Annotated in this window: 17 protein-coding genes; 4 read left to right on the top strand and 13 right to left on the bottom strand. The window is 74.6% G+C overall.

Translation table 11 applies throughout. The features are described from left to right. From ACFP3U_RS21855 to ACFP3U_RS21845, 3 genes are all read right to left on the bottom strand, one after another. Nucleotides 1-1,157: ATP-binding cassette domain-containing protein (locus tag ACFP3U_RS21855; protein WP_380227275.1), on the bottom strand; the 1,157-nt coding region annotated here is incomplete at its 3' end. A 256-nt stretch (nt 1,158-1,413) separates the two neighbouring features. Next, a complete protein-coding gene (locus tag ACFP3U_RS21850; RefSeq protein ID WP_380227274.1) occupies nt 1,414-2,172 on the bottom strand; it encodes an NUDIX hydrolase in 759 nt (252 codons plus the stop codon). Between the two features lie 133 nt (nt 2,173-2,305). Further along, the gene (locus ACFP3U_RS21845; RefSeq protein WP_380227281.1) at nt 2,306-4,426 is read right to left on the bottom strand and encodes a glycogen debranching N-terminal domain-containing protein; all 2,121 of its coding nucleotides are present in this window, start codon (nt 4,424-4,426) and stop codon (nt 2,306-2,308) included. Nucleotides 4,427-5,128: 702 nt separating this feature from the next. Here ACFP3U_RS21845 and ACFP3U_RS21840 point away from each other — a divergent pair. Continuing rightward, a complete protein-coding gene (locus tag ACFP3U_RS21840) occupies nt 5,129-6,445 on the top strand; it encodes an alpha/beta fold hydrolase (protein ID WP_380227273.1) in 1,317 nt (438 codons plus the stop codon). A 148-nt stretch (nt 6,446-6,593) separates the two neighbouring features. Here ACFP3U_RS21840 and ACFP3U_RS21835 read toward each other — a convergent pair whose 3' ends face one another. After that, nucleotides 6,594-8,324, bottom strand: a complete 1,731-nt coding sequence (locus ACFP3U_RS21835) for a DUF4192 family protein (protein WP_380227272.1) — start codon at nt 8,322-8,324, stop codon at nt 6,594-6,596. A 231-nt stretch (nt 8,325-8,555) separates the two neighbouring features. On the opposite strand from ACFP3U_RS21835, the gene ACFP3U_RS21830 reads away from it, so the two are divergent. Both ACFP3U_RS21830 and ACFP3U_RS21825 read left to right on the top strand, forming a co-directional pair. Then, nucleotides 8,556-10,754 (top strand): RecQ family ATP-dependent DNA helicase, encoded by a 2,199-nt coding sequence (locus tag ACFP3U_RS21830; RefSeq protein ID WP_380227271.1) that lies wholly within the window; start codon nt 8,556-8,558, stop codon nt 10,752-10,754. A 401-nt stretch (nt 10,755-11,155) separates the two neighbouring features. Continuing rightward, nucleotides 11,156-11,854, top strand: a complete 699-nt coding sequence (locus tag ACFP3U_RS21825; RefSeq protein WP_380227270.1) for a hypothetical protein — start codon at nt 11,156-11,158, stop codon at nt 11,852-11,854. A 267-nt stretch (nt 11,855-12,121) separates the two neighbouring features. On the opposite strand, the gene ACFP3U_RS21820 is transcribed toward ACFP3U_RS21825, so the two are convergent. The 3 genes from ACFP3U_RS21820 to ACFP3U_RS21810 form a co-directional block, all read right to left on the bottom strand. Continuing rightward, entirely contained in the window at nt 12,122-12,832 is a 711-nt protein-coding gene (locus tag ACFP3U_RS21820; RefSeq protein WP_380227269.1) for a hypothetical protein, read from the bottom strand. Between the two features lie 100 nt (nt 12,833-12,932). Continuing rightward, nucleotides 12,933-13,643 carry a ribonuclease HII gene (locus tag ACFP3U_RS21815; RefSeq protein ID WP_380227268.1) on the bottom strand — a complete coding sequence of 237 codons (711 nt, stop codon included), beginning with the start codon at nt 13,641-13,643 and terminating at the stop codon, nt 12,933-12,935. A gap of 86 nt (nt 13,644-13,729) precedes the next feature. Continuing rightward, complete coding sequence (locus ACFP3U_RS21810) at nt 13,730-14,437, bottom strand: TetR/AcrR family transcriptional regulator (protein ID WP_380227267.1); 708 nt, start codon at nt 14,435-14,437, stop codon at nt 13,730-13,732. Nucleotides 14,438-14,604: 167 nt separating this feature from the next. On the opposite strand from ACFP3U_RS21810, the gene ACFP3U_RS21805 reads away from it, so the two are divergent. Next, nucleotides 14,605-16,146, top strand: coding sequence for an MFS transporter (locus ACFP3U_RS21805; RefSeq protein ID WP_380227280.1), 1,542 nt, complete (start codon nt 14,605-14,607; stop codon nt 16,144-16,146). Between the two features lie 125 nt (nt 16,147-16,271). On the opposite strand, the gene ACFP3U_RS21800 is transcribed toward ACFP3U_RS21805, so the two are convergent. The 6 genes from ACFP3U_RS21800 to ACFP3U_RS21775 all read right to left on the bottom strand — a co-directional run bounded on the left by ACFP3U_RS21800 (nt 16,272) and on the right by ACFP3U_RS21775 (nt 26,687). Continuing rightward, the gene (locus ACFP3U_RS21800) at nt 16,272-17,747 is read right to left on the bottom strand and encodes a DUF4153 domain-containing protein (RefSeq protein ID WP_380227266.1); all 1,476 of its coding nucleotides are present in this window, start codon (nt 17,745-17,747) and stop codon (nt 16,272-16,274) included. Between the two features lie 507 nt (nt 17,748-18,254). Continuing rightward, nucleotides 18,255-21,419 (bottom strand): Ig-like domain-containing protein, encoded by a 3,165-nt coding sequence (locus ACFP3U_RS21795; RefSeq protein WP_380227265.1) that lies wholly within the window; start codon nt 21,417-21,419, stop codon nt 18,255-18,257. A gap of 263 nt (nt 21,420-21,682) precedes the next feature. After that, the gene (locus ACFP3U_RS21790; protein WP_045940511.1) at nt 21,683-22,600 is read right to left on the bottom strand and encodes a carbohydrate ABC transporter permease; all 918 of its coding nucleotides are present in this window, start codon (nt 22,598-22,600) and stop codon (nt 21,683-21,685) included. Continuing rightward, entirely contained in the window at nt 22,597-23,589 is a 993-nt protein-coding gene (locus ACFP3U_RS21785) for a carbohydrate ABC transporter permease (protein WP_380227263.1), read from the bottom strand. Before ACFP3U_RS21785 ends, ACFP3U_RS21790 begins: the two co-directional genes overlap by 4 nt. A gap of 182 nt (nt 23,590-23,771) precedes the next feature. Further along, a complete protein-coding gene (locus tag ACFP3U_RS21780) occupies nt 23,772-25,184 on the bottom strand; it encodes an ABC transporter substrate-binding protein (RefSeq protein WP_380227261.1) in 1,413 nt (470 codons plus the stop codon). A 276-nt stretch (nt 25,185-25,460) separates the two neighbouring features. Beyond that, a complete protein-coding gene (locus ACFP3U_RS21775) occupies nt 25,461-26,687 on the bottom strand; it encodes a cytochrome P450 family protein (RefSeq protein ID WP_380227260.1) in 1,227 nt (408 codons plus the stop codon). Nucleotides 26,688-26,700: the final 13 nt, after the last annotated feature.

The following is a 26,700-nucleotide window of genomic DNA, read 5'->3' as shown; positions in this document are numbered from 1 at the left end:
GCGACGGACCGGGCGCTCCGCCGGGGCGCCGGCTCGGCCAGGGCCGGCGCGGCCGACGGCGCGGTGGCCGTGGCCGGGGGCGGCGCGACCGGCAGGGCGAGGGTGGGCGCGGACTCCCGGTCCCGCCCAGCGACCACCGGCGTCACCATCGTCGGATCGGCCTCGTCGGTCTGCCGGACCGGTTCAGCTGCCGCCCCTGCCGCCGCGCCGCCCGGTACCGGCATCCTCGGCGCCCTGGCCCGGGCGGAGTCGACCGGCAGGGCCGCCCGGGGGGCGGGCTGCTCGACCACCCGGTCGGCGAGTTCGTGCAGCAGGATGCCGTGGCGGTAGGCGAGTTCACCGATCTCGGTCCGGCCGATGCCGGACACCGCGAGCTCGGCTCCGCCGTCCCGGCGGACCTGCGCGCCCTGGCCGGCCAGCAGATCGGCGAGCCGGGCCATCTGGGGCCCCCGCACCGCGACCTCCGGGCTGAGCCGGGTGCGCCGGAAGTCCGTCACCGACTGGTCCGCCGCCATCCGGCCCTGGTCCAGCGTGACCACCCGGTCGGCGACCCGCGCGGCCTCCTGCGGGGTGCGGGTGGTGACCAGGACCGTGCCGCCGCCGGCGGCGAAGGAGCGCAGGAAGGCGTGGAACCACTCCACGTTGCGCGGCGAGAGGTCCTCGGTCGGCGCGTCCAGGAGCAGTGTGCCGGGGTCCCCGAGCAGTGCGGCCGCGAGGGCGAGCCGCCGGTGCATGCCGGGCGAGAAGGTCCGCAGGCGCTGGTCGGCGACGGCCGCCAGCCGGGTCTGCTCCAGGAGCTCCTCGGCCCGCCGGGTGGGTGCCCCGACAACGGCGGCGAGCATCCTGAGGTGCCCCCGCGCCTTCCGGCCGGGGTGTCCGGCGAGGTCCGGCGCCCCGGGGGTGTCGCCCGGTCCGGACAGCACCACGCCGACCTCGCGCTCCGGTCGGCGCAGCCGGCGATAGGTGCGGCCGTCGAAGAGGGTGACGCCCCGGCCGCGCTCCAGTTCCAGCATCAGCCGCAGCGCGGTCGACTTGCCCGCCCCCTCGGGGCCGAGCAGGGCCGTCACCGCGCCCGGGCGGGCCTCGAAGGTCAGATCCAGCACCGCCGGTGGACCTCCCCCGCGATGGACCTTGGTCAGTCCGGTGATCTGGATCATCGCTGGCTGCTCCCATACCCTCGGCCGACCTGGTCCGCGGGGCGACGGGTCGCGCCCGCACGGTTCCGCGCCAGCACATTAGGTGTCCGCACCGGAGATTCCGGGCATTACGGGAGCGCCACGGGCCCACCGCCCGCACACCTCACCCGATCAGGGGACAATCCGATCCTGCGACCGAGACGCGCGGGCCGAACCGGGCCGCCGGAGGAGAGGGCGAACCGGCGGCTCAGGACTCCCCGACTCAGGACTCCGCGGCTCAGGACTCCGGGCGCAGCATCGGCGGGTTGAGCACGTTGGCGCCGCCGGAGGTGAACAGCTGGGCGGGACGGCCGCCCTGACGGGTCGTCGTGCCGCCGGAGGGCAGCAGGAAGCCCGGGGTGCCGGTCACCTTGCGGTGGAAGTTCCGCGGATCGAGCACCACGCCCCAGACCGCCTCGTAGACGCGGCGCAGCTCGCCGACGGTGAACTCGGTCGCGCAGAACGCCGTCGCCAGCGAGGAGTACTCGATCTTGGACCGGGCGCGCTCCACTCCCTCCGCGAGGATCAGCCCGTGGTCGAAGGCGAGCGGGACGCCGTCGATCTGGCTCGGGCCGAGGAGTTCGGTGACCGGGGCCCAGCGGGCGCCGCTGGCGTCGCCGCCGGCGCGCGGGGTCGGCAGGTCGGGCGCGAGCACCAGGTACGCGACGCTGACCACCCGCATCCGGGGGTCGCGCTGGGGGTGGCCGTAGGTGGCGAGCTGCTCCAGGTGGGCGCCGGCGGCGCCGGGCCCGGCCGCGTCATGGCCGGGGGCGGAGTGGGCCCGCAGGCCGGTCTCCTCGGCCAGCTCCCGCGAGGCCGCCTCGGCGAGCCCCTCGTCGGGGCGGACGAAGCCGCCCGGGAGCGCCCAGTAGCCCTGGTAGGGCGGCTCGCCCCGGCGGACCAGCAGGGCACAGAGCTCGTGCTCGCGCACCGTCAGCACGACCAGGTCGACCGTGACTGCGAACGGGGGGAAGGCCGACGGGTCATAACGCGACATGGCGACGATCATAGTCGTCTCTCTGACGATAAGCACAGGCCCGCGTACGGACCGTGCCGACGCGGTCCCGACCGGCCGGCCGCCGCGCGCGGACCGGTGCGGTCCGGACCGCGCGCGGGCAGCGGAGGCGGCGTCAGCGGGCCACCAACTGGAGCTCGGCGGACGCCTCCTCGACCATCGCCACACCGATCCGGCTGACCCGCACCGAGAAGGGCTCGCCGGCGACCCGCAGACCGGTCAGCTCCAGCTCCCCGAGCGGCGCGGTGCTGGCGGGGCGGACCAGCACCCGCCCGCCGGGGACGTCCGGCCGGACCCCGGCGAGCGCGAACACCGCGTGCGCGGCCCCGGCGGCCGAGACCGCCGCCGGCCGACAGGCCCCCGGGTGCGGGACCGGCGGGCAGCCGGGGGTCCACTGCTCCCCCGCGTACATCTCGGGCAGCCGCCCCTCGAAGTGGGCCGCCGCCGCGAGCAGCCCCTCCAGCAGGGCCCCGGCCTCGTTCTCGTGCCCGGCGTCGGCGAGCCCGGCGATCGCGAGCGCGGTCTCGTGGACGCGCACCGCGCCGCTGCGGTGGCCCAGCGGGTTGAACCGGGGGGACTTGGCGCTGAGTGTGCGCAGCCCCCAGCCGCTGTCCAGTTCGGGCGCGGTCAGCCGCTGGGCGAGCAGCCTGGTCTGCTCACGGTCCAGCAGGGTCTCGTGCCGGCCGCCGTCGGCGGAGAGACCGGGGTCGAGGAGGTGGACCAGCGAGGCGGCCACGGCGGGCAACGGCTGCCCGCCCGGCGCGAGTCCGGCGGCCGGGCGCCCGCCGGACAGGTCGTCCACCCAGAACCGCTCCCGGAACCGGCCGCGCAGGTCCGCCGCCCAGCTCCGCCACTCCTCGGCCCCGGGCCGGCCGAAGGCCGCCAGGAGGTCGGCGCCGTGCAGGGCCGCCCGGTGCGCCTGGGCCTGGACCTCGGCCCTGGCCGGCACCGGATGGGCCGCCCGCTCCTCGACCGGACGGCTCAGATCGGTGACGAAGCCGTCCACCAGGCCGTCGCGCAGCGCGCCGAGCGCGCGCTCGGCGGCCGGGAGGAGCTCGACGACCTCCGCCCGGGGCAGGCCCCACCGCCAGGCCTCGGCCAGCACGGTGACGAACAGCAGGGTCGCCTCGGTGGCGGTGCAGATGGGTGGCAGCTCGGGGCCGCCGTGCCGCAGCGCTCCGGGCAGCAGCCCCTCGGTGCGGCGGCCGCCCGGGCCGGGCCCGGTGGCGGACTGCTGACGGCGGGCCAGGGCGCGCAGCGTGCCGGCGGTGAGCCGGGTGCCGAGCGGCAGGGTCAGCCGGGCCGCCCAGAGCGCGTCGGCCGGGGCGAGGCCGAACCGCCAGGGTGCGCCGGACGCGAGGTAGAGGTCGGTGGGCCGGTCGGGGTCGGCGAACAGCAGGCCGCCGAGGGCGTCCAGCGAGCGGGACACCACCAGCGCGACGCGCGGATCGTCGCAGCGCACCTCGGGCTCGGCCCAGGGCAGCGGGACACCGGTGCCGCGGCCGCCCGGCGGGCGCGGGGCCGGCACCGTGCTCTCCAACTCGGCCCGGAGCTCGACCGACCAGCGCGTGCCCGGCTGGACCTCCAGGTCCCAGCGGAGCACACCGGCCCCGGCCAGGACGGCGTGCGGCGAGGGCTGGGCGCTGACCGTGGCGCTGTGCGTCGGCCCCGCCCAGCGCAGCCCGGCGGACTGCACCTGACCCGGCAGGTCCGGGGGCCGGTGACCGGCGGCGATCTCGCCGACCGGGCCGAGGTCGGTGGCGAGCGCGATCTCCAGTGGCAGCCGGGCCGGGCGGCTGCCGGCGTTGCGGACCGTGACGGTCTCGACGCCGTCGGCGTGGCGCACCCGTTCGACGATGAGCGCCGGATCCGGGTCGAGGTCCCCGGGGAGTCGCACGGCGCCCACGAAGCGGGCCCGGGCCGCCGTGGTCAGGGTGCCCTGGAGCGGGACCGGCTCGATCCCGCCGAGTCGCACCTCCATCCGGGCCACCACCCGGACGCCGGAGCGGTAGAAACCGTGCAGGCCGTGGCCGCGCAGCTGGCCGTCGTGGCCCGAGGCGGCCATCGCCGGCGCGTTCACGCAGAGCACCGCGTGGTGGCCCGCGGCCGGCTGCGGGCGCGGCGGCGCGGACCGGGCCGGACCGCCGGGGCCGACCGGATGGCCCTGTTCCGACCGGCCGGCCGGTCTCGGTGCGCCGACCACACTCTCGGCCGGTGCGGCCTGTGGTGGCCTCATCGCGGTCACCGGACTCTCCTCCCCTCGGCGGTCCGGTGGCCGGTCAGGCCGATGGGCCGCGAGCATGTTCGATCGCGTGCTGGTTCCGGACCGGCGGAAACCCCGCCGGTCTGTGCCGTGTCTGGCCGTACCCGGTGCCGGGCCGTGCCAAGCGGTGCCGGGTACCGAGTCGGTACCCGCCCCGCGCCGTTCGTCCCCCGACGTCGTCGCACCCGGGCGTCGCCGTGCCCTCCGGTGCCCGTTCGGGTCCCGGGGGTCCGACCGCACCGTCCCGTCGCGGCGGGCCCGCGCCCGTCCCCCGCGGGCGGGCGACCGTCGGACGGTGGCCCGTTCCGCGCCCCGTCCGACGGCGCCGTCATCGGTGCCGGGGTCGGGCCCCGGTCCGTCCCGTCCCGTCCCGGGGCGGTGACGCGCGGGCGCAGCGCCCCCGGGGTGAACGCCGGAGACCGGCCACAGGTCACGCCCGCCGAGGTTTCCCACCCGGTGCGTCGCGGCCGCCCGCTGCCGCCGGGGCTGTCGACGACGCTGTCGATCCGTGGTTCCGGGCCGGCCGCACGGGCCGCCAGGGGCGGTCGCGGGTGGCTGCCGCCGGGGCGGCCCCGGGCCGCGGCCAGGATACGGTGCGGGGGTCGCGGCCCCACCACCGGCAACCCCGGCCCGGACCGGCGCGACCGCTGTGACCAGCAGAGACCGAGGAGTTGTATGTCGACCGCCAGCCGGCTGCCCGGGATTGCCTTCACCGACCACGTCTTCCAGGTACCGCTCGACCACGCTGCCCCGGAGGGCGAGCAGATCGAGGTGTACGCCCGCGAGGTGGTGGCCTCGGGCCGCGCCGAGGACACCGACCTGCCGTGGCTGCTGTTCCTGCAGGGCGGCCCCGGTGGCAAGGCCGGCCGGCCGCTCGGCCGGGACGGCTGGCTGGAGCGCGCGCTCGACGACTACCGGGTGCTCCTGCTCGACCAGCGCGGCACCGGGCGGTCCACACCCGCCACCCGGCAGACGCTGGCCCGGCGGGGCGGCGCCAAGGAGCAGGCGGACCACCTGGCGCACTTCCGGGCCGACTCGATCGTGCGGGACGCCGAACTGATCCGCCGCCGGCTGCTCGGCGAGGACCACCGCTGGAGCGTGCTCGGCCAGAGCTTCGGCGGTTTCTGCACCCTCACCTACCTCTCGATCGCTCCCGAGGGACTGGACCGGGCCGTCATCACCGGCGGCCTGGCCGGCCTGCGCAGCTCCGCCGACGACGTCTACCGGGCCGCCTACCCGCGGGTCGTCCGCAAGAACGAGGGCCACTACGCGCGGTTCCCGCAGGACGTCGAGGCGGTGCGCCGGATCGCCGCCCACCTCGTGGAGAGCCCCGCCCCCCTGCCCGACGGCGGGCTGCTCACCGTCGAGGCGTTCCAGGGCCTCGGGATGCTGCTCGGCGGCGGCAGCGGCTCCGGAACCCTCCACTACCTGCTGGAGGAGGCCTGGGTAGAGGGCGTGGCCGGCCCCGAGCTCTCCGACACCTTCCTCGCCGGAGCCCAGGCGCAGCTCTCCTTCGCGTCCGGTCCGCTCTACGCCGTCCTGCACGAGTCGATCTACGGCCAGCGCTCGGTGGACCCCGCCGGCACCGCCTGGTCCGCCGAGCGCGTGCGCGCGGAGTTCCCGGAGTTCGACGCCCGCGCCGCGCTGGACTCGGGCGCGCCCGTGCTTCTCACCGGGGAGATGATCTACCCCTGGCTGTTCGACACCGACCCGGCGCTGCGCCCGCTGAAGGAGACCGCGGAGCTGCTCGCCGCCCGCGCCGACTGGCCGGACCTGTACGACCCGGCGAAACTCGCCGCCAACGAGGTGCCGGTCTTCGCGGCGATCTACCACGACGACATGTACGTCGACACCGCCGATTCGCTGGAGACCGCGCGGGCCGTGCGGGGGCTGCGGACCTGGATCACCAACGAGTGGGAGCACGACGGCCTGCGGGTCAGCGGCGGCAAGGTGCTCGACCGCCTGATCGCGATGGCGCGCGGCGAGGCGTAGCGCGCCCGCGCCCCGGCCCGCCGGGCGGCACCACCCGGGCCGGTACCGCCCCGGCCGCCCCGGCGGGCGGTCGGGGTAACGGCCCGGAGGGCCGACTGCGGGGCGGTGCCGGACGCGCCCGGCGGACCCGGCCGGGCCGGCACGGAGGTCAGCGGGCACGGTGCCGCCCCCGCTCCGCCCCACGCACACCCCGGCACCGGCCCTGGCGGACGCCGGGCGGGGAGACCGCCGTCCGGGGCGCCGGACGGCAGGCCCGCGTCCGGCAGAGGCCGCCCCGTCGCTCCGGGAGGCGACACCCCGCGACGCGCCCGGCGCCCTCCGCCGGACCGGTGCCGCCCCGGGAGGCGGACAGCGCGCACCGTCGCGGCGCCGCTGGGGCCGCTTCACCGCCGGCCTGCCCGGCGGCACCGCGTTCGCCATTGCTCCGCCCGCCACCGTCCCGCTCGGCCGGGGGTCCCTCCGGGGGATCGGGCCGCTCCGCGGTCTCGGACGCGGGCTCCGGCGCGGCCTCCGAGAGCGGCGGACTGTCCGCCGGGCGACCGCGCCGCCGTCGTCCTCGGCGGGCCTTCGCCGGGGCCGGCCCGCCCGCCCCGGCATCGCCGGACCCGGGCTCCGCCGGCCCTCCACCGGCCGGGTCCGGGGCGGGGTCGGGCCCGGGCGCCGGGTCGAGGTCCGGGGGCAGCCCGGGGTCGGGAGCCGGTCCCTCGCCCTGCTCCTCGGCCGTCCCCTCGGCCGTCCCCTCGGCCTCCGCCCGCTCGCGCTCGGTGCGGCTGCTGCGCTCCGCCTCCACGCTCGCCAGCAGCGTCTCCGGCGCGAAGCCGCCGTTCATCGACTCGTAGAGCAGCTGCGCGAGCAGGTAGGAGGGGTTGCGGCGGAGCGTGTGGCCGAGCACCACCCGCGCCGTGGCGGTGTCCCCCGCGACCCACGCGACCCAGGCCAGCAGGGTGAGGGGCGGCGCGGCGCAGCTCTCGTAGGGCGCGACGCAGCGGGTGGCCAGGAAGGTCCAGAGCCGCCGGGTGGGCGCGAGCTCGTCCGGTCGGGCGTACTCGGCGGCGCGGTCCCGGAGGACCCGGTCCTGGAGCGCCAGCAGCAGCCGGGCCGCCCGGTCGTCATCGAGCGAGGTGGCCCCGGCCATGAACTCGGCCACGGCCGCGTCGAGCAGGCGGGTGCTCTCCCCCCGGTCGAGCGACAGCCGCCGCCCCGGGTCGGGGCCGGTCCCGGGGGCGGCCGCGGCCCGGGCGAGTGCGGCTCGCGCGGACTCCGCCCCGGGCGGGCCGACCGGGGCCAGCCCGGCCAGGATCTCCTTGCGGCTGCCGCGCGGCGCCAGACCGGCGACGGTCGCCGCGACCGCCACCGGGCCGGGCCCGGGCACGCGGTTGATCGGGTGCCCGGCCGGATCGCAGCAGCCCTCCCGGGTGCAGAGGAAGGACCACCAGCGGCCCGCCGAGACGCAGAGCGACTCCTTGACCCGCACGCCGCGGCTCTCGAAGGCCTTTCGCAGACGCTCCGCGAGCGGCCGCAACCCCTCCGCCACCGGCGGACCGGGCTCCCGGCCGAGCGCCTCCGCGGCCGGGTCCTGACAGAGGTAGAGCAGGACCTGGACCGGGCGCCGCTCCTGCCGCTCGGAGAGCCGGACGAGCAGCGCGGCCGTCTCCTCTGCGGCGGCCGGCCACTCCTCGGCCGACTCGGGGATGTCCAGCCGGATCACCCCGCCCTGGTGCAGGTCGGGCGGCTGGAGCCCGACGGCGACGATGCTGTCGTCGGGGAAGAAGCCGAGCAGGTAGGGCAGCGCCTCGGCCATGTCGGCCGGGCCCCGCATGGTGATCGGACGGCCCCCGGGGCCCTCGCCGAAGGGAAGCGCGATGCGTTCGTTCGTCATGGCCCGAAGGCTGTACCAATTTTTCGGAGCCCCGGAAAACTTCCTCCGAATCTGTGGATAAACCCGGCCTGTGAATAACTCCTCCCTCGTTCGGCGTAGCGTCGAGTCACTCTCCCGAGGGAAATGTGACGCCCGTTCAGCAGAAGAACGGATGAAATACCTCCGGGCTTCGCCCTCTCCTCACCCACCGCCGTTCGCCCCTTGTCGGTCGCTCGGGGTTACATGGACGCCATGGAGCAGCCGAACACCCACACCACCGCCACCACCGCCGACCGCGCCGAGGTCCGGGCGCGGGCCGAGGCCGTCCTGCGCGAGCTGGCCGGACCCGGCGCGACCCTCCGCGAGGACCAGTGGACGGCCATCGAGGCCCTGGTCGTCGACCACCGCCGGGCCCTGGTGGTGCAGCGCACCGGCTGGGGCAAGTCCGCCGTCTACTTCATCGCCACCGCCCTGCTGCGGGCCCGCGGCGCCGGTCCGACGGTGATCGTCTCGCCGCTGCTCGCCCTGATGCGCAACCAGGTGGACTCGGCTGCCCGGGCCGGCATCCACGCCCGCACCATCAACTCCGCCAACACCGACGAGTGGGACGCCGTCCAGGCCGAGGTCGCGGCCGGGGCCGTGGACGTCCTGCTGGTCAGCCCCGAGCGGCTGAACAACCCGGACTTCCGCGACCACGTGCTCCCCAAGCTCGCCGCCTCCACCGGCCTGCTGGTGGTCGACGAGGCCCACTGCATCTCCGACTGGGGCCACGACTTCCGCCCCGACTACCGCCGGCTGCGCACCATGCTCGCCGACCTCACCCCCGGCGTCCCGGTGCTGGCCACCACCGCCACGGCCAACGCCCGGGTCACCGCCGACGTCGCCGAGCAGCTCGGCACGGGCGCCGGCGACGAGCACGCGCTGGTGCTGCGCGGCCCGCTCGACCGCGAGAGCCTCACCCTCGGCGTGCTCACCCTGCCCGACCCGGCGCACCGGCTGGCCTGGCTCGCCGACCACCTCGACCGGCTGCCCGGCTCCGGCATCGTCTACACCCTCACGGTCGCCGCCGCCGACGAGGTGACGGCCTTCCTGCGCGAGCGCGGCTTCCCGGTGGCCTCCTACTCCGGCCGCACCGAGGACGCCGAGCGCCGCACCGCCGAGGCCGACCTGCTGGCCAACCGGGTCAAGGCGCTGGTCGCCACCTCCGCCCTCGGCATGGGCTTCGACAAGCCCGACCTCGGCTTCGTGGTCCACCTCGGCTCCCCCAGCTCCCCGATCGCCTACTACCAGCAGGTCGGCCGGGCCGGGCGCGGGGTCGACCGGGCGGAGGTGCTGCTGCTGCCCGGCCGCGAGGACGAGGCGATCTGGCGCTACTTCGCCTCGCTCGCCTTCCCGCCCGAGGAGCAGGTGCGCCGGACCATCGACGCGCTCGCCGAGGCCGGCCGGCCGCTCTCCACCGCCGCGCTGGAGCCCCGGGTGGACCTCCGCCGCGCCCGGCTGGAGACCATGCTCAAGGTGCTCGACGTGGACGGCGCCGTCCGCCGGGTCAAGGGCGGCTGGACGGCCACCGGCCAGAGCTGGGAGTACGACGCCGCCCGCTACGCCAAGGTCGCGGCCTCCCGGGAGGCCGAGCAGCGGGCGATGCGCGAGTACGCGGCGGCCACCGGCTGCCGGATGGAGTTCCTGCGCCGCCAGCTGGACGACGAGCAGGCGGTGCCCTGCGGCCGGTGCGACAACTGCGCCGGGCCGCTGCACGGACCGGAGGTCTCGGCGGAGGCCCTGGAGGCGGCCCGGGCCGCCCTCGGCCGGCCCGGCGTCGGCTTCGAACCGCGCCGGCTCTGGCCCACCGGCATGGACGCCCTGGGCGTCCCGCTGAAGGGCCGCATCCCGGCGGGCGAGCAGGCCGAGACGGGCCGGGCGCTCGGCCGCCTCTCCGACATCGGCTGGGGCAACCGCCTGCGGTCCCTGCTCGCCGACCAGGCCCCGGACGGACCGGTCCCCGGCGAGGCGGTGGACGCGCTGGTCACCGTGCTGGCCGACTGGGCACGCGGGCCGGGCGGCTGGGCCGGCCCGGCGGCGGCCGACGGCACCCGGCTGGACCGGCCGGTCGGCGTGGTCACCATGGCCTCCTCGACCAGGCCCCAGCTGGTCGGCAGCCTCGGCGCCCGGATCGCCGAGGTCGGGCGCCTGCCGCTGCTCGGCCGGATCGAGTACGCGACCGGGCAGCCGCCGCACGGGTCGCGCAGCAACAGCGCCCAGCGGCTGAACGCGCTGGCGGGCGCGCTCACCCTGTCGCCGGAGCTGGAGTCGGCGCTGGCCGCCGCCGGCGGACCGGTGCTGCTGGTGGACGACCTGGTCGACTCCGGCTGGACGGTCACCGTGGCCGCCCGGCTGCTGCGCCGGGCCGGGGCGAGCGCGGTGCTGCCGCTCGTACTGGCGGTGCAGGGCTGACGAGGAAGCGAGGCTGACGAAGGAGCGGACCGGCCGAGGGCGCGGGGCCGACGGTGACGAGAAACGGCGTCATCGGGGCCCGCAGCGGCTCCGGGACCGGCGGGATCCGCCGGACGGACCAACGGGAGATCGTCGCGGGAAGGGAGGAACGGAGGTGTCCGAGATGCTTCGGAGCGCCCTGCGGTGCGGCCGGATCATGGGCCGGGGGCGTACGAGCCGGTTTCGCGCGACCGTGGAATATATCCGGCAGAACGTTGGCTTTCGGGCGGCGTTCATCATTTCATCATTGCCGCTTCGCCCCTTCTGCCCTGAGAATTGGACAGTACCCGGAGCCCAGTCCCATGGACCGTGCCTTCGGCGTACGCATGCACCCGCGCGCCCGTGGGTCGGGAAGGAGGATCGTGATCAACGGCATCGACCGAGGTCAGTATCCCCTCGCCCGGAGTTCGTCGCCCAGACGGGTGCTCGATCTGGAGGCCTGGACGGCCTCGGGGATCCCGCTGCTCCGCGATCCTCGCGAGTTCGTGCTGGAGCTGCACCAGCGGCACCTGCCGCAGCCGGGCACGGTCGTGGTCGCCGTCCTGGACCCCGAACATCGGGTGACCGCCTCGGCCTCCTTCACGCCCTGGCCGCACGACACGGACGGCTGGCAGCACCGGAACGCGATCCTCGCCCACCTGCGCCAGGTCACCCCGCACGACCTGCGCCTGCCCAACCCGACCCGGACCGCCGTGCTGGTGCGCTGCCGCGAGGGTGCGGCCGGCTGGACGGAGCAGGACGGCGCGTGGATGTGGGCCCTGCGGGACGCCGCGACGCTGCACGGGCTGCGCTGCGGGGCGTACGTCGCCCTAACCCCGACCGGCTGGCAGATCCTCGGGGACGGACGGAGCGGCCGCAATCCGCACGCGGGTTCGTGGGCGGAGGGGCCGGTCCACACCGTGACGGAGCTGCCTCCGCGCACGGCGCTGGAGAGTGCGCGCGGCCAGCGCTCCCTGCGGCAGGCGCCCGAGCGCCCGCAGCGGTCGCACCAGGGCGAGCGCCCGTGGACGCCCGCCCGCGTCACGGCGATCGAACCGGTCCGGCGCACCGGCACCCGCTGACCCGACGGCCACCCGTCCGCGGTCCGTGACGGCTCGACGCAGGGCCGACGCAGGTCCGACGACGGTCCCGCACGCCCCGCGACCGGTCGACCCGCCGTTGACCGACCGCGCACCCCACCGGCGGCCCTGACACCGGCGCCGACACCGACATGAACGCGGGCACGACGAGGCCCGGCACCCCTTGGGAGTACCGGGCCGGGCGGTCGACGGATCACGGGCCCACGCGGACCCGAGGAGCCCGCGGGTCGCGGGCGGCGTCCACGGGTCTCAGGCGGGCAGCCTGCGCGGGGCCGGTGCGCCTGCGGCGGCGAGCGGCGTGCCGGTGGCGGACGGGTCGGTGCCGCCGCAGACCACCAGCAGCGTCTCCGCGTGCCGCAGCGCCTTGGCGTACGCCGCCGCGGCGCGGTCGGCCGGGCCGCCGTTGACGACCAGCACGACCACCGGCCGGCGGACCGGACGGGTCAGCTCGGCGTCGGCGTAGAAGACGTCGCCGCCCTCGGCGAGCTGCGCCCAGTAGCGCTCCTCGCCGAAGGAGAGTTCGTGCTGCTGCCACGGGTGCGCCGCGCCGACGGTCAGCACCAGGACGGCGCCGGGCTCGCGGCCGGCGTCCAGCAGTTGGTCGACGGTCTCGTCGGCACGGTCCAGCGCCTCCGCCTCGACGGCGGGGACGTGCCGCACCTCGACCGACGCCGGGCGGGGCGCGGGTCGCGGCGGACCGGGCTTGGGGGTCGGGTTCGGCCGCGGCGACGGCCCCGGGCGGTCCGCACGGGCGGTCGTCGAACGCGGCTGCGCCGGGCGCGGCGCGGGGCGGGGGCCCGGCACCTGGACCGGCGCGCTGCCGGCGGCCGACGGTACGGCAGTGGTCGCGCCGCCGGTGGCTGGCGCGCGGCGGGCTTGTGCGTCCGACTCGCGGGGGCTGGGAACGCCGGGGCCCGGGAGGCTCTCGCTGATCTCCGGCTCCTCGGGGAAGACAGGCATACCCGGATATCTATCAAATGCCGGTCGGACGCGCACCAGCGCCCCACCCATCGGACACCACGACCCGCACGGTCCGCGGGCGAAGCTTCCCGACGTATCGTCAGAAACCGAGCGCGAGCTGCTCCCCGGCCGACTCCGCGGCGGCCGTCCCGCCGGGGCCGGGCACCACCCGAATCCGCTTCAGGTGGCGCCACTTGGGCAGCCCGTCCAGATAGGCCCAGGAGAGGCGGTGGTGTTCGGTCGGCCCGAGCTCCTCCAGCGCGGCCCGGTGGACCGGGGAGGGGTAGCCGGCGTTGTCGGCGAAGCCGTACTCGGGGTGCGCCTCGCCGAGTTCGGCCATCATGCCGTCGCGGTGGACCTTGGCGAGCACGGAGGCGGCGGACACGCAGATGCACGACTGGTCGCCCTTGATCACCGTGCGCACCCGCCAAGGCCCGCCCAGGTAGTCGTGCTTGCCGTCGAGGATCACCGCGTCCGGCTCCACCGGCAGCGCCTCCAGCGCGCGGACGGCGGCCAGTCGCAGCGCGGCCGTCATCCCGAGCTCGTCGCACTCCGCGGCGGAGGCGTGACCGAGCGCGTACGCGGTGACCCAGTCGGCGAGCACGGGCGCGAGCGCCTCGCGGCGGAGTTCGGTGAGCAGCTTGGAGTCGGTCAGCCCCTCCGGGGGCCGGCGCAGGCCGGTGACGGCCGCACCGACGGTGACCGGCCCGGCCCAGGCGCCGCGTCCGACCTCGTCGAGGCCGACCACGATCTTGGCGCCGGCCCGGCGGAGCGAGCGCTCGACGGAGTGCGTCGGCGGGACGATGGGCATGTTGGAGATCCGTTCAGCTGGTCGAACTCCAGCCTAAGCCACCCCTCCGCACCCCCGGTCCGGACCGTCGCGCCCTCCAGTCCCGCTCACGTCCGGATCAACGGGATCAGGACCTCGTCGACCAGTTGGTCCACGAAGTCGGGACCGACCTGCCCCCCGCCGACCTTCACCCGGTACAGCAGCATCGCCGGGACGACGTCGGCGACCAGCGGGGTGGCCGCGTCCGGCCGGACGTCGCCGCGCTCGGCGCCCCGGCGGAGGATGTCCAGGATCACGCCCTTGGTCGGCTCGATCATCCGCTGCGCGATGAAGTCCTTGAACAGCTCCGCCTGTTCGTGGTCCAGCTCGGCCATCACCGCGCTCAGGGCGCCGCCCGCCCGGGAGCGGGTGACGGAGGCGAAACTCTCGACGAGGTAGTGGAGTTCCTCACGGGCGGACCCGAAGTCCGGGGTGTCCGTAGGGCGTGGCAGAGTGGAGTCCAGGGCGTCGATGACCAGTTCCACCTTGGACGTCCACCGCCGGTACAGCGCGGCCTTCCCGGTCCGCGCGGCGCCGGCGACCCCTTCCATCGTCAGCCGCGCGAACCCGCCGGAGGTGAGCTGATCGAGCGTCGCTTCGAAGATCGCCGCCTCCAGCTCCCGCCCGCGCCGCCGCGCCGGTCGGGCCAGGGCCTCGGCCACGGTCTGGACGGGGCAGGAGCCCCGCGCGGTCTCGGGCGCCCGTTCCGCCTCCGGCCGGGGGGTCTTCCGGTCGGCGGAGCGGTCCGCCGCCTGGCGCCGCACCAACTGATCCATCGTCACCAATCCTAAGGAACGCTTGCGTTCACTATCTCGTCGACGATATCGTCCACAGTAGTGAACGATACCGTTCCTTCATAGCCCGCGGGACGCCGTCGGGCCACGCCGGACCCAGGGGTCCGCAGCATACGAAGCAGTAGCCAGCAGGGGGCATCAACTTGGCTATCTCCGACACACTCAGCAAGAACTCTCCGACACAGGGCGGGCGCAGCCCGAACAAGGGCATCACCCTCGCCGTCATCGCGGCCACGCAGCTGATGGTGGTGCTCGACGCCACCATCGTGAACATCGCCCTGCCGCAGATCAGGGACGCGCTGGACTTCTCCACCACCAACCTCTCGTGGGTGATCAACGCCTACACGCTGACCTTCGGCGGCCTGCTGCTGCTCGGCGGGCGCGCGGGCGACATCCTCGGCCGGCGCCGGGTCTTCATCGCCGGCACGCTGCTGTTCGGGCTGGCCTCGCTGCTCGGCGGCTTCGCGCAGGACGGCGGCATGCTGCTGGCCGCCCGCGCGCTCCAGGGCATCGGCGGCGCGATCTGCTCGCCGACGGCCTTCGCCCTGATCGCGACCAACTTCGAGGAAGGGCCCGAACGCAACCGGGCCTTCGGCGTGTTCTCCGCGGTGGCCGGTTCGGGCGCCGCGATCGGCCTGCTGGCCGGCGGCGTGCTCACCGAGTACCTCGACTGGCGCTGGGTCTTCTTCGTCAACGTGCCGATCGCCGTCCTGATCGCCTTCGCCGCGCCGCGCTACATCGCCGAGTCGGAGCGCCACCCGGGCAAGTTCGACCTGCCGGGCGCACTCACCTCGACGCTCGGCCTGGTCGGCCTGGTCTACGGCTTCATCCGCGCCGCCTCCGACGGCTGGACCGACGCGGTGACGCTCGGCTCCTTCGCCGTCGGCGTCATCCTGATCGCCGCGTTCGTGGTCATCGAGACCCGCACCGCGCAGCCGATCACCCCGCTGAAGCTGTTCGCGAACCGGAACCGCACCGGCGGTCTGGTGATGATGCTCTGCCTGGCCGCCGCCATGTTCGGCATCTTCTTCTACATCACGCTCTTCGTGCAGGGCCCGCTGGACTACAGCCCGCTCAAGGCCGGCTTCGCCTTCCTGCCGATCAGTGCGTCGATCATCGTGGCCGCCCAGCTGGCCTCCAGCCTGCAGATCAAGTACGGCCCGAAGCCGTTCATGGCGGGCGGCGCGCTGCTCGTCACCATCGGGCTCAGCTGGCTGACCTTCATGAACGCGGACAGCGGCTACGTGGACGGTGTCCTCGGCCCCACGGTGGTCTTCGGTTTCGGCATGGGCCTGGTCTTCGTGCCGGTGATGCTGCTCTCCGTCGCGGGCGTCTCCGGCGAGGAGACCGGCGCCGCCTCCGGCCTGCTGAACTCCATGCAGCAGATCGGCGGTTCGCTCGGCCTGTCGATCCTGACCACGGTGTTCGCGCACTACGCGATCGCCGAGTCCAAGGTCCAGCTGCCCGGCTTCATGGCCACGGCCACGCCGGAGCAGAAGGCCTGGCTGGCGGAGAAGCAGGAGTTCCCCAAGGGCACCGGCGCGGCCAACGAGGTGCTCGCGCAGGGCATCTCGCACGGCTTCATCGTGGGTGCCGTGATGGCGGGCATCGCCTTCGTGATCGGCATCGTCGTCATCAAGGCGAAGGCCTCCGACCTGCCGTCGGACGCCGCCGGTGTCGCCATGCACTGACCCGGTCGACTGCGGCCTGGGGAGACATACCGGAAACGCGTGGGGCCGGTCGGGAGCAGCACGCTCCCGACCGGCCCCGCGCGTTCCTGGCCCACACCCATGGCCGCCCCCGGCCCCCCGGGGGCTCAGCCCTCGAAGGCGTAGTCGCGGCGCATGCCCACCCGGTCGCAGGCCTTCTCCCCGTCCGAGAGATGGCCGGGGACCGGCCGCTCGGCGAGGATCGCGCGGGCCCGCGACTCCGACAGGCTGGTGGCGTACCAGGGCAGGGGGCCGTCCGCCCGGAGGCCGTACGCGACCACGCTCAGCGCGCACGTCCGGTAGTCGCCGGGCAGCCGGTCCAGCGCCGGGACGGCGTCCGCCGAGAGGCCCCGGACGTTGCGCAGGTCGATCTGGCCGGTCCGCTCGAAGCGGGCCACGTTCTGCTCGGCGACCATCGCGTCCGGCCCCATCAGTCCGTAGACCGCGGCGGCGGCCGCCGCGCTGAGCACCGCCGCGCGCGGCAGCCAACCGGCCGACGGGGTCAGGCCCGCCACGATCAGCAGCACGAAGACGACGCCCAACCAGATCTCGACCGCCAGCACCCAGAGCCGGAGGGTGGTCAGGCCGGAGGCGTCCACGTAGAACCACATCCGCCCGAGCGCCGCGGCCACCACCACCAGGGTGAGCAGGCAGAGCGCGCCGAGCAGCAGCCGCGCCAGCCGACGGTCGGCCTCCGTGCCGCGCGGGGCCCAGCGCTTGGCGACCGCGACGACCACCAGGGTCAGCACGGTGACCACGAGCAGCTGCCAGAAGCCCTGCCGGGCGTACTCGGAGCGGCTCATCCCGGTGCGCTCCAGGATCGCCTCGGCGCCGCCGAGCACCACCACCGCCTGGATCACCACGAAGGCGCCGAACATCAGGTTCAGCGCGGCCAGCGGCAGCGCCCACTCCAGCCGGCCCCGGGCGCGCCCCGGCCGGACCGGGGTGCGGTCCCAGCGGCGCGGGCCCGCGGCGATGTGGGCGAAGCCCAGCGCGGTCGCCAGGCCGAGCACGAACAGGGCCGCCCGGGCGGGGATCTCGCCGAGGTCCAGGCTGGGGGCGAGGCTCCCCAGGACGTCGGCCATGGCCGCGTCGGCGCTGGCGAACAGCGCGCCGAAGACGGTCAGCAGCACCGCCGCCACCGCGATTCCCTTGAGCACCGCCACCACCCGGCCGCGGCCCACCCCGCGCCGGCCGCGCAGGCTCCCGCCGGCCCAGACCAGGCCGGGCACGAGCTGCCAGAGCAGGCCCGGCAGCGCGAGCAGCACGCCGCTCCAACGCCGGCCGCCGTGCAGCGCCAGGGAGGCCAGGCCGACGGCCCAGACGATGCTCAGCAGCCCCGGCCAGCCCGCCTCGTACAGGGCCGGAACGGCGAGCAGGGCGAGCGCGAGGGCGCTCCACAGCACGGTCCAGACGCGCGGCCGACGGCCGGCGGCCCGGGCGGCGATCCCGGCGCCGGTGGTGACGACCGCGGCGCAGAGCAGCAGGTTGACGCCGAGTCCGCCGACCAGCAGCCAGGAGCTGAGCAGACCGGCGAGCAGGGCCACCAGCACCGTCCGGCCGGTGGCCGGGGCCTTCCGCACCGGATCGCTGGGCCGCAGCCACTGGAACGGCTGCGGCGCGGGGGTACCGGGGACCCGGTACGGGTCGGGACCGGCGGCACCACCGAAGCCACCGGGGCCACCAAAGCCGCCGGGGCCGCCGGGACCGCCAGGACCAGCGGCACCACCGAAGCCACCGACACCGACACCGGCACCGGCACCGGCACCGGGGGCAACACCGGGCCGGGGCGGCACTCCATCCGCGGCGGGTGTGCTGAATCCGGACATGGGTTCCCCCTCAATGGTCGGGTGGGCGCGCGGACTCCACCCTCCGGGCGGTCCGCCGACGAGCACGCGGAACCACACCGGTGACGGCACCGGGCACCACGGCCGATGCCGACTGTAGACCATTCTGAACAAGTTCAAAAACAGCGGATCCGGCTCTGTCACACCCCTGTGACAGAGCCGGACCCGGGGCCCGGCCACCCCCTTGAACCGAGGTCAACCGCCTTCCGTGCGGGACCGGGGCAGGCACCGGGCGCAGCGCCGTCAGTACGTCCCGTACAGCGAGTACTGGAACGCGTCCTTCACCGCCGGCCCGAAGCTCGCCGGCCACGTCCCGAACGGCACCACCGTGTTGCTGTAGGCGCCCTGCCCGGCGGCGCCCGTCGAGTAGTTCATGTTGTTCACCGTCGCGCTCGGGCCGTTGCTGTTGTAGACGAACCAGTACGACGTACGGGCGCTCAGCGTGAGGTCCACCGGCAGCGAGTTCCACGCGTTGGCGGTCAGCGTGCCCGACCCCGTGGCGGCGACCAGGGTGCCGGGCGAGCCGCCCTCGTCGGTGTAGACGGCCAGCTGGTACTGGTTGTCGGGCGCCGCGGCGACCGGCCCGACGTGCACGCTCAGCGCGGCGAGCGCCACCGGGTCGGCGCCGGTGGTCACCCGGCTGCCGTTCAGGTGGTTGGAGTCGGTGTCGTCGATCAGCGAGCCCACCGCCGTGTTGCCGATCGTCCGCGGCTCCGCTCCCCCGGTGGTGAACGAGAAGGTGTACGGGCCGGCCAGGGCGTTCCCCGAGCGGTCCCGGACGCCCTGGACGGTCGCGGTGTACCCGGTGGTCAGCGCCAGCGGGGCGCCCGGTGTGAACACCACGCCGTTCGCCGCCGCGTCATAGCTCACCGCCCCGGCGACGGCCGTGCCCCCGGCCGTGCCCCCGGCCGTGGCCCCGGCCGTGGCCCGCAGGGTGACGGACCCGCCGGTCACGCTCGCCTGGTCCAGCGGCTCGCCGAAGGAGAACCGCACCGCCGTGCCCGGCACGACCCCGGTCGCGCCGCCGGCCGGGCTGGTGCCGATCACCGTCGGCGCGGTGGTGTCCTGGCCGTAGCTCGCGCTGTACGAGCCGACCGCGCCGTCGAAGAACGCGTAGGCGACGCCCTTGACCGTCTCGACCCGGTACGGCACCGGGCGGCCCCCGGAGGTGATCCCGGTCAGCGTGCCGGCGGCCGCGTCGACCGGCAGCATGGCGCGCAGTCCGTTCGCCCCACCGGTGATGTCGAAGGTCAGCGCGTGCCCGTTCCAGGCCAGCCCGGAGAAGGCCGAGCCGTTGCGCCCGTCCAGCCAGGTGAGCATCTGCCGGCCGGACACCACCGGCACGCCGCGCGCCTTGGCCGCGGCGACGACCGCGTCCGAGGCGGCGGAGGCGGCGAAGTCGGTGTGGATGTTGGCGGTCAGCGCCGCGTAGTAGCCCTTGGCCCCGTACGCGGCGTCGAGCAGCGTGGTGACGGTGCCCGGGTAGGACTGGCCGGACTCGTCGGTGAGCTGGGTGGTGGCCTGGTACTCGTCGATCACGCTGCCGTCGGTGTCGGCGAAGCGCATGATCTGCCCGGTGCCGTTGAAGTAGCCGGGCCGGTCCTGGGTGAAGTTCGACGGGTAGAAGTAGTAGTCGGTGTCCAGCCGGATCCCGTTGGCCAGCTTGGTCTTCGCCTGGGTGGCCCAGTCGTCCCACTCCACGCAGTGCGTGCGGCTGCTCGACGGGTTCGGCAGGCCGGGGTACTTGGCCCGCCACGCCGCCAACTGGTCGCGGTAGTAGCCCTGCAGCGCCGAGGTGCTGCCCCAGGGGCGGCAGTTGGTGGTGACGTGCACGCCGATCTCGAAGCCCTGGTCGCTGTAGGCCTTGGCCTGGGCCGGGGTGAGCGGGTCGTCCGTGTAGATGTACGAGGAGCCGCGGACGCACTCCCAGTTGGCGACCGAGCAGCCGGGCGGGCTCTGCGCGAGGTAGCCGTCCCAGCGGCCGGCCGTACCGCCCACGCCGTGGTCGTCGCCGGTCATCACCACGACGGCCTTGACGTCGCGCGGGAAGTACCAGAACCGCGGCAGCGGCTTGGCGGTGGAGGCGAGCTGGGTGAGCAGGTTGGCGAGCAGGCGCTGCTGCTCGTCGGCGATCGGGATCAGCGCCTTGTCCAGGTCGTTCCAGTCGGGCTGGCCGCCCGTCCCGAAGAACATCTCGCCGGCCTCGTAGCCGTCGACGCCGTCGCGCTGCTGGCCGGCCCAGGCGGCGTTGCCCTGGCGGGTCTGCACCACCGACCGGGCGAGGTCGTAGCTGAAGGCGGCGGCCCGGCCGCTGCCGGCCGTGCGCAGGCTGACCGCCGGGTTGGCGGTCGCGGTCGCGGCGTCGCTGTACAGGGTGGCGACGGCGGTGGCGCCGTTCAGCGTGTAGAGGTCGGCGGGGCCGTGGTAGCCCATGGTGTCGCCGGTGATCCCGGCGCCCGGCGCGGCGCCGGTGTTCACCTTGAGGTAGGCGTCGGCCCGGGTGCCGGCCGCCGGGGTGAGCCCGAACAGCGGCGCGAGCTGCCGGTCCGGGCGCATCGCGACCAGCCGGCCGCCGCCGTTGGTCCAGGTGGTGAACAGGCCCGCCTGGGCGGCGGTGAGCGGCATCTCGCCGAGCAGCACCACGTCGGCGGAGGCGAGCAGCCCGGAGGTCACGGCCGAGATGTCCACCTGGCGGTAGGCGTTCAGGCCCTCCGCCTTGAGGATCTCCGCCAGGTACCGGGTGTACGGATTGGCCTGGCTGGTGACCAGCAGGACAGGGCCCTCCGAGCCCGGCCCGGCACCGGGGGCCGGGGGCGGCGGGGCCGCCTCCGCGGTGTAGGTGGCGTGGATCGAGAAGCTCAGGCCGCTGCTGGTGACCGCGCCCGCGGTGGCCGGCCAACTGCCGAACGGCTGGCCGCCGTTGCCGTACACGCTGGTGCCGCCCGGGCTGTACCGCAGGTTGTTGACCGTGGGGCCGGAGCCGTTGGTGTTGTAGGCCAGCCAGTAGGGCGTGTTGGCCGTCAGGGTGGCCGTCAGCGGCACGGTGTTCCAGCCGGGCCCGGTGAGGGTGGCGGTGGCGCTGTTCGCCAGCAGGGCGCCCGGGCTGCCGCCGTTGTCCCGGTAGATCGCGGTCTGGAACCGGTTGTTGGGCGCGGCGTCCACGCTGTCCACGTACACCGAGACGCTGCTGACCGTGCCGCCGGCCGAACCGGTCACGTAGCGCGAGGCGTTGAGGTGGTGGGAGTCCGCGGTGTCGGCGGCGGTGCCGGCCTCGGTGGGGCCGAGGGTCGCCGTAACGGCCGCCGCCGGGGGCGCGCCCGGGCCGGCGACCAGCGCGGCCGCCGTGGTCAGGGCCGCCAGCAGACCCCCGGCCCGCCGCCACCACCACCCGCCGGAGCCGCGACGCATGTGCCCGCCGGAGCGCCGACCCGTGCCTCGGTCCACGCGCCCGTGCCCGCGTCTGTCCGTACGCCCGCCCAGGCGTGTGCCCGTGCCTGCCATGACCGCCCCCCTGTGTCGTCTCGGCCGACCAGCCCCTAACGGTGTACCGGTAACGCGGCGACGGTGTCCACGAAATCGCCACATTCGCCCTGGAACGGCCGGAACCCTGACCTCCCCCGGGCCGAACGGGGCAGCCGCCGCACGGACCGGGGTCGGGAGACCAAGGCGGCCTACCCCTTGACCGAGCCGGCCAGCAGACCGCGCACGAAGTAGCGCTGGAGGGCGAAGAACACCGCCAGCGGGATCACGATCGACAGGAACGCCCCCGCCGTGAGCAGTTCCCACCGCCCGCCGAAGGAGCCGGACAGCTGCGCCAGCCGGACCGTCATCGGCGCGACCTCCGGCGTCCCGCCGGCGAAGGTGAGCGCCACCAGCAGGTCGTTCCAGACCCAGAGGAACTGGAAGATCGCGAACGAGGCCAGCGCGGGGGTGCAGAGCGGCAGCACGATCGAGCGGAAGATCTTGAAGTGCGAGGCGCCGTCCACCACCGCCGCCTCCATGAGGTCGCGCGGCAGCTGGGCGATGAAGTTGTGCAGCAGGAAGATCGCCAGCGGCAGCGCGAACATCGTGTGCGCCAGCCAGACCGGCGCGTAGGTGCCCTTGAGGTCCAGCGCCGGCAGCAGCGTCAGGGAGCCCAGGTGAGCGCCGCCCGAGAACAGCTGGAGCAGCGGGATCAGCGCCATCTGCAGCGGCACCACCTGGAGCGCGAAGACCACGAAGAACAGGGTGTCGCTGCCCCGGAACCGCACCCAGGCCAGCGCGTAGGCCGCCATCGCCGCCAGCGCCAGCGGGAAGAGCGTGGCCGGCACGCTGATCGCCAGCGAGTTCACCAGGAAGGGCATCAGACCGGTGGAGACGCCGGAACCGCCCTCGAACAGCACCGTGTGGTAGTTGTCCAGGCCGAGGTCCGGATGGAGCAGGGCGTTCCACCAGCCGTCGGCGGTGACGTCCCGTTTGGGACGCAGCGAGGTGACCAGCAGCCCGAGGGTGGGGACGGTCCACAGCACCGTCACCACGATCACGAAGACCGAGGCCAGCGGGGAGGAGAAGGCCTTCCGGACGGCGCCGCCGTCCCGACGTACGCTCATCGGACCGCACGCTCCTTGCGCAGCTGGATGATGTTGTAGGCCACCAGCGGCAGCACCGCGAGGAAGAGGATCACCGCCAGCGCGCTGCCCCGCCCGGTGTTGAACTGGACGAAGGACTGCGAGTACATCTCGTTGGCCAGCACCTGGGTGCCGAAGTTGCCGCCGGTCATGGTGCGGACGATGTCGAAGGCCTTCAGCGTGGTGATCATCACCGTGGTCAGCACCACCACCACCGTGGTGCGGATCATCGGCACGGTGACGTACCAGAACAACCGCACCCCCTGGGCGCCGTCCAGCCGGGCCGCCTCGGTGACCTCGTCCGGGATCGCCTTGATGGCCGCGGAGAGCACGACCATGGCGAAGCCGGTCTGCACCCACACCATGACGGCCATCAGCAGGAAGGTGTTGAGCGGCTGGGAGAGCATCCAGTTCGGCGGATCGTCCCAGCCCACGGCGATCGCCAACTGGCTGAGCAGGCCGATCTGCTGCTGCGAGGGGTCGCGCGACTCGTAGACGAACTTGAAGATGATCGAGGCGCCGACCAGCGAGATCGCCATCGGCATGAAGATCAGCGACTTGTAGACGGCCTGGCCGCGCATCCGGTCCACCAGCAGGGCCAGCACGAGACCCAGCCCGGTGGCCGCCAGCGGCGCGATCACCAGCCAGAGCAGGGTGTTGACCAGCACCTCGCGCACCGAGTCGCTGGTGAACGCCCAGCCGAAGTTCTCGCCGCCGACGAACCGGCTGCTGTCGTCGCTGTAGAGGCTCAGATAGACGGTGCGGACCAGCGGCGCGACCAGGCCGAGCAGCAGCAGGACCAGCGCCGGGCCGAGCAGGACCAGGACGGCCAGCGGGCGGGCGAGCCGGCCGGAGGCGCGGCCGGCGGCCAGGAAGACCAGCAACAGGATGCCGAGGAAGCCGGCGATCGCACCGAGGCCGTTGCCGAACTTGACCATCGCGTCGCCCCAGGCACCGGCGGCGAGGGACATGGCGTGACGTCCTTTCCCTACGGAGGGCGGAACGGGGAACCGGGAGGAGCGGGGTACCGGGAGGAGCGGCGTACCGGGGAAGCGCGCGCGGCGAAGGCGGGACGCCGAGGCGCGGAGGGGTGGGCGGTGCGGGTGGGTGGCCCCGCACCGCCCTGCGACAGGTGGTCCTGCGACGCGCGCCGCTACTGCGGCCAGGCGGCGTCGATGTCCGCGGCGGTCTTCTGGATCGACTGCCCCTCGGCGAACCAGGCGGTGAGCGACTTCCACTCCTGCCCGGCACCGACCGCGGCCGGCATGAGGTCCGAACCGTCGAACCGGAAGGTCGCCGCCGGGTCGGTCAGCGCGTCGGCGGAGATCCGGTCGATCGGATCGGTGTACAGGCTCTTGTCCACGCCCTGGTTGGCCGAAACCCAGCCGGTCGCGGTCTTGACCCGGCTGCTCGCCCAGTCGGCGCTGGACAGGTAGTTCTGCACCGCCTGCACCTCCGGGCGGCTCGCGAACGCGGTGAGGAACTCCCCGCCGCCCTCGACCGGGTTGGGCACCGACGGGTTCACCGCCGGCAGGTGGAAGGCGAAGATGTCGCCATCCGGCCCGATCTTGGTCTCCTTCGGCCACTGCGCCTTGTAGAACGACGCCTGCTGGAGCATCAGGCACTTGCCGGTGAGGATCGGCGCGCCCGCGTCCTGGAAGGTCGTGGTGGCGATCGACTTCACGTCACCGTAGCCGCCGTTGACCCAGGCCGGGTTCTGCATCCACTCGGCGACCGTCTTCATCGCCGCGGCGATCTTCGGGTCGGAGAACTTCACCTGGTGGTTCACCCACTGGTCGTACACCTCGCCGCCGTACGAACCGAGGACCACCTCCTCCAGCCAGTCGGTGGCCGGCCAGCCGGTGGCCGTGCCGGAGGCGATGCCGCCGCACCACGGCTTGGCGCCGCCCGCCTTGGCGATCCGGTCGCTGAGCGCCATGAGGTCGGCCCAGGTCTTCGGCGCCTCGTAGCCGGCCTGCTTGAAGGCCTTGGGCGAGTACCAGACCAGGGACTTCATGTTGGCGCTCATCGGCGCCGCGTAGAAGGTGCCGTTGACCGAGCCGTAGGTCTTCCAGACCGGGCTCCACTTGTCCTGGTTCGCCACGGTCTGCTGCGGAGGCTTGACCACCTTGCCGCTCTTGACCATCTGCGCCAGCAGGCCGGGCTGCGGGACGATCGCGAAGTCCGGGGCGTTGCCGCCGCTCACCCGCACCGGCAGTTGGGACTCGAAGTCGTTGCTGCCCTCGTAGCTGATCCGGATGCCGGTGCAGCGGCTGAAGTCGGCCCAGGACTTCTCCAGGTTGTCCGACTCGGGGCTGAGGATCGAGGCGAAGACCGTCACCGTGGTGCCCCCGTGGCCGGCGTACGGCTGGAAGCGGGCGCAGTCACCGGACAGGGTCTGGTTGCCGCCGCCGTCCGAACCCCCCGATTTGTCGGAGCTGTTGGAGCAGGCCGCGGTCAGGGCCACGGCGGCCAGCAGGGCCACCGCGGCGAACGGGCGGCGCCGGGGACGGCGGGCGGGCGTGGGTGGCGCAGTCGTGGACGGCACGGTCGGGGTGGAAGTCAATGCGGTCCTCCTCGCCAGGGCGTGAACGCTCGGCTTTTCGACAGAACGACATTGCGCTGTACCGGAGTTCGACATTGGACATGGACGCGGCGGCCGGTCGGTCCGACGACGTTAACGCAGTCGACACGTGCCGCCAAGGTCCAGGTACGCCCTTCCTCCTCGCGTGCCCCAGTTGTGACCCGGCCCGCCCGAAACCGCACGACCGGCCCCGCCCCGGAGCCGCACGACGACGGCCCCGCCCGGAGGACCGGACGGGGCCGCTGCCACAGCCGGACGTCAGAACAGCCGGACCGGCAGCTCCTTCAGCGCGTTCACCACCAGCGACCCGCTCGGCCGCAGTTCCTCGTCCGGCACCGCCAGCGCCAGGTCCGGGAAGCGCTCGAACAGCGCCGGCAGCGCGATCCCCGCCTCAAGACGGGCCAGCGGCGAGCCCGGGCAGACGTGCGGACCGTACCCGAAGGACACGTGCCGGATCGGGTCCCTGGTCACGTCGAACACCTCGGCGGTCACCCCGTACTGCGCCGGGTCCCGGCCGATCGCGTTGTACGAGATCAGCACCGGCTCCCCCGCCGGGATCACCGTGTCGCCCACCGCCACGTCCTCGGAGGTGAACCGGAACAGGAAGTTGCTGGTCGGCGGCGTCCAGCGGAGCGACTCCTCCACCACCGCGTCCCAGCCGACCTTGCCGGCCCGCACCAGCGCCAGCTGGTCCGGGTGGGACAGCAGCGCCCGCACCGCGTTGCCGATGAGGTTCACCGTGGTCTCGTGACCCGCCGCGATGATCACCCGCAGGGTGGCCGCCGCCTCCGCGTCGGTCAGCGCGCCGCCCTCGGCGTCGGCCAGCAGCAGCACGCTCGCCAGGTCGTCACCGGGGGCCGAACGGCGCTGCGCCACCAGGCCGTTGACGAAGGCGTTCAGCCCGGCGATGGTCGCCTGGATGCCCTCCGGGTTCGGGCGGGCGCCGAAGAACCGCTCGTAGAGGTCGCGCAGATGGTCGTGCTCCGACTCCGGGACGCCGAGCAGCGAGCAGATCACCGTCATCGGCAGCGGGAAGGCGAAGGCGGACTTCAGGTCCACCACCGGCTCACGGTCCGCCAGGGTCTCCAGGGTGTCCAGCAGCTCCCGGGTGATCACCTCGACCTGCGGGCGCATCAGCTCCACCTGGCGCGGGGTGAACGCGTGCGCCACCAGGGCCCGCAGCCGCCGGTGCTCGGCGCCGTCGGTGGTCACCATGCTCGGACCGGGCACCGCCAGGCCGATCAGCGGCCAGGTCTTCGGCACGTCGCCGCGCTGGAAGGCCGCCCAGTGCCGGGCGTCCTTCACCAGCCGGGCGTCGGTCAGCAGCTCACGGGCGGCCGCGTGCCTGGTCACCGCCCAGGCGGCGACGCCGCCCGGCAGCTCCACCGGCACCACCGGGCCGGCGGCACGCAGCAGCGCGCCCTCGGCGGCGTTGTCGCGGGCCAGCGGATCGAGGACGAACGGGGCGGGGGCGGTGGGGCTCATCGGCTACTGCTCT

Source organism: Kitasatospora misakiensis (genome assembly GCF_042656005.1).
Taxonomy (GTDB): Bacteria; Actinomycetota; Actinomycetes; order Streptomycetales; family Streptomycetaceae; genus Kitasatospora; species Kitasatospora misakiensis.
The sequence above is the reverse complement of the archived record's forward strand: the minus strand, read 5'-3'. Positions and strand labels throughout refer to the sequence as shown.

Excerpts from the sequence above, each read along its gene's own strand:
- ACFP3U_RS21845 (WP_380227281.1), bottom strand. The coding sequence starts at position 4,426 with ATGAGGCCACCACAGGCCGCACCGGCCGAGAGTGTGGTCGGCGCACCG.
- ACFP3U_RS21790 (WP_045940511.1), bottom strand. The coding sequence starts at position 22,600 with ATGAGCGTACGTCGGGACGGCGGCGCCGTCCGGAAGGCCTTCTCCTCC.
- ACFP3U_RS21785 (WP_380227263.1), bottom strand. The coding sequence starts at position 23,589 with ATGTCCCTCGCCGCCGGTGCCTGGGGCGACGCGATGGTCAAGTTCGGC.
- ACFP3U_RS21795 (WP_380227265.1), bottom strand. The coding sequence starts at position 21,419 with ATGCGTCGCGGCTCCGGCGGGTGGTGGTGGCGGCGGGCCGGGGGTCTG.
- ACFP3U_RS21820 (WP_380227269.1), bottom strand. The coding sequence starts at position 12,832 with ATGCCTGTCTTCCCCGAGGAGCCGGAGATCAGCGAGAGCCTCCCGGGC.
- ACFP3U_RS21815 (WP_380227268.1), bottom strand. The coding sequence starts at position 13,643 with ATGCCCATCGTCCCGCCGACGCACTCCGTCGAGCGCTCGCTCCGCCGG.
- ACFP3U_RS21775 (WP_380227260.1), bottom strand. The coding sequence starts at position 26,687 with ATGAGCCCCACCGCCCCCGCCCCGTTCGTCCTCGATCCGCTGGCCCGC.
- ACFP3U_RS21840 (WP_380227273.1), top strand. The coding sequence starts at position 5,129 with ATGTCGACCGCCAGCCGGCTGCCCGGGATTGCCTTCACCGACCACGTC.
- ACFP3U_RS21810 (WP_380227267.1), bottom strand. The coding sequence starts at position 14,437 with ATGGATCAGTTGGTGCGGCGCCAGGCGGCGGACCGCTCCGCCGACCGG.
- ACFP3U_RS21830 (WP_380227271.1), top strand. The coding sequence starts at position 8,556 with ATGGAGCAGCCGAACACCCACACCACCGCCACCACCGCCGACCGCGCC.
- ACFP3U_RS21850 (WP_380227274.1), bottom strand. The coding sequence starts at position 2,172 with ATGTCGCGTTATGACCCGTCGGCCTTCCCCCCGTTCGCAGTCACGGTC.
- ACFP3U_RS21835 (WP_380227272.1), bottom strand. The coding sequence starts at position 8,324 with ATGACGAACGAACGCATCGCGCTTCCCTTCGGCGAGGGCCCCGGGGGC.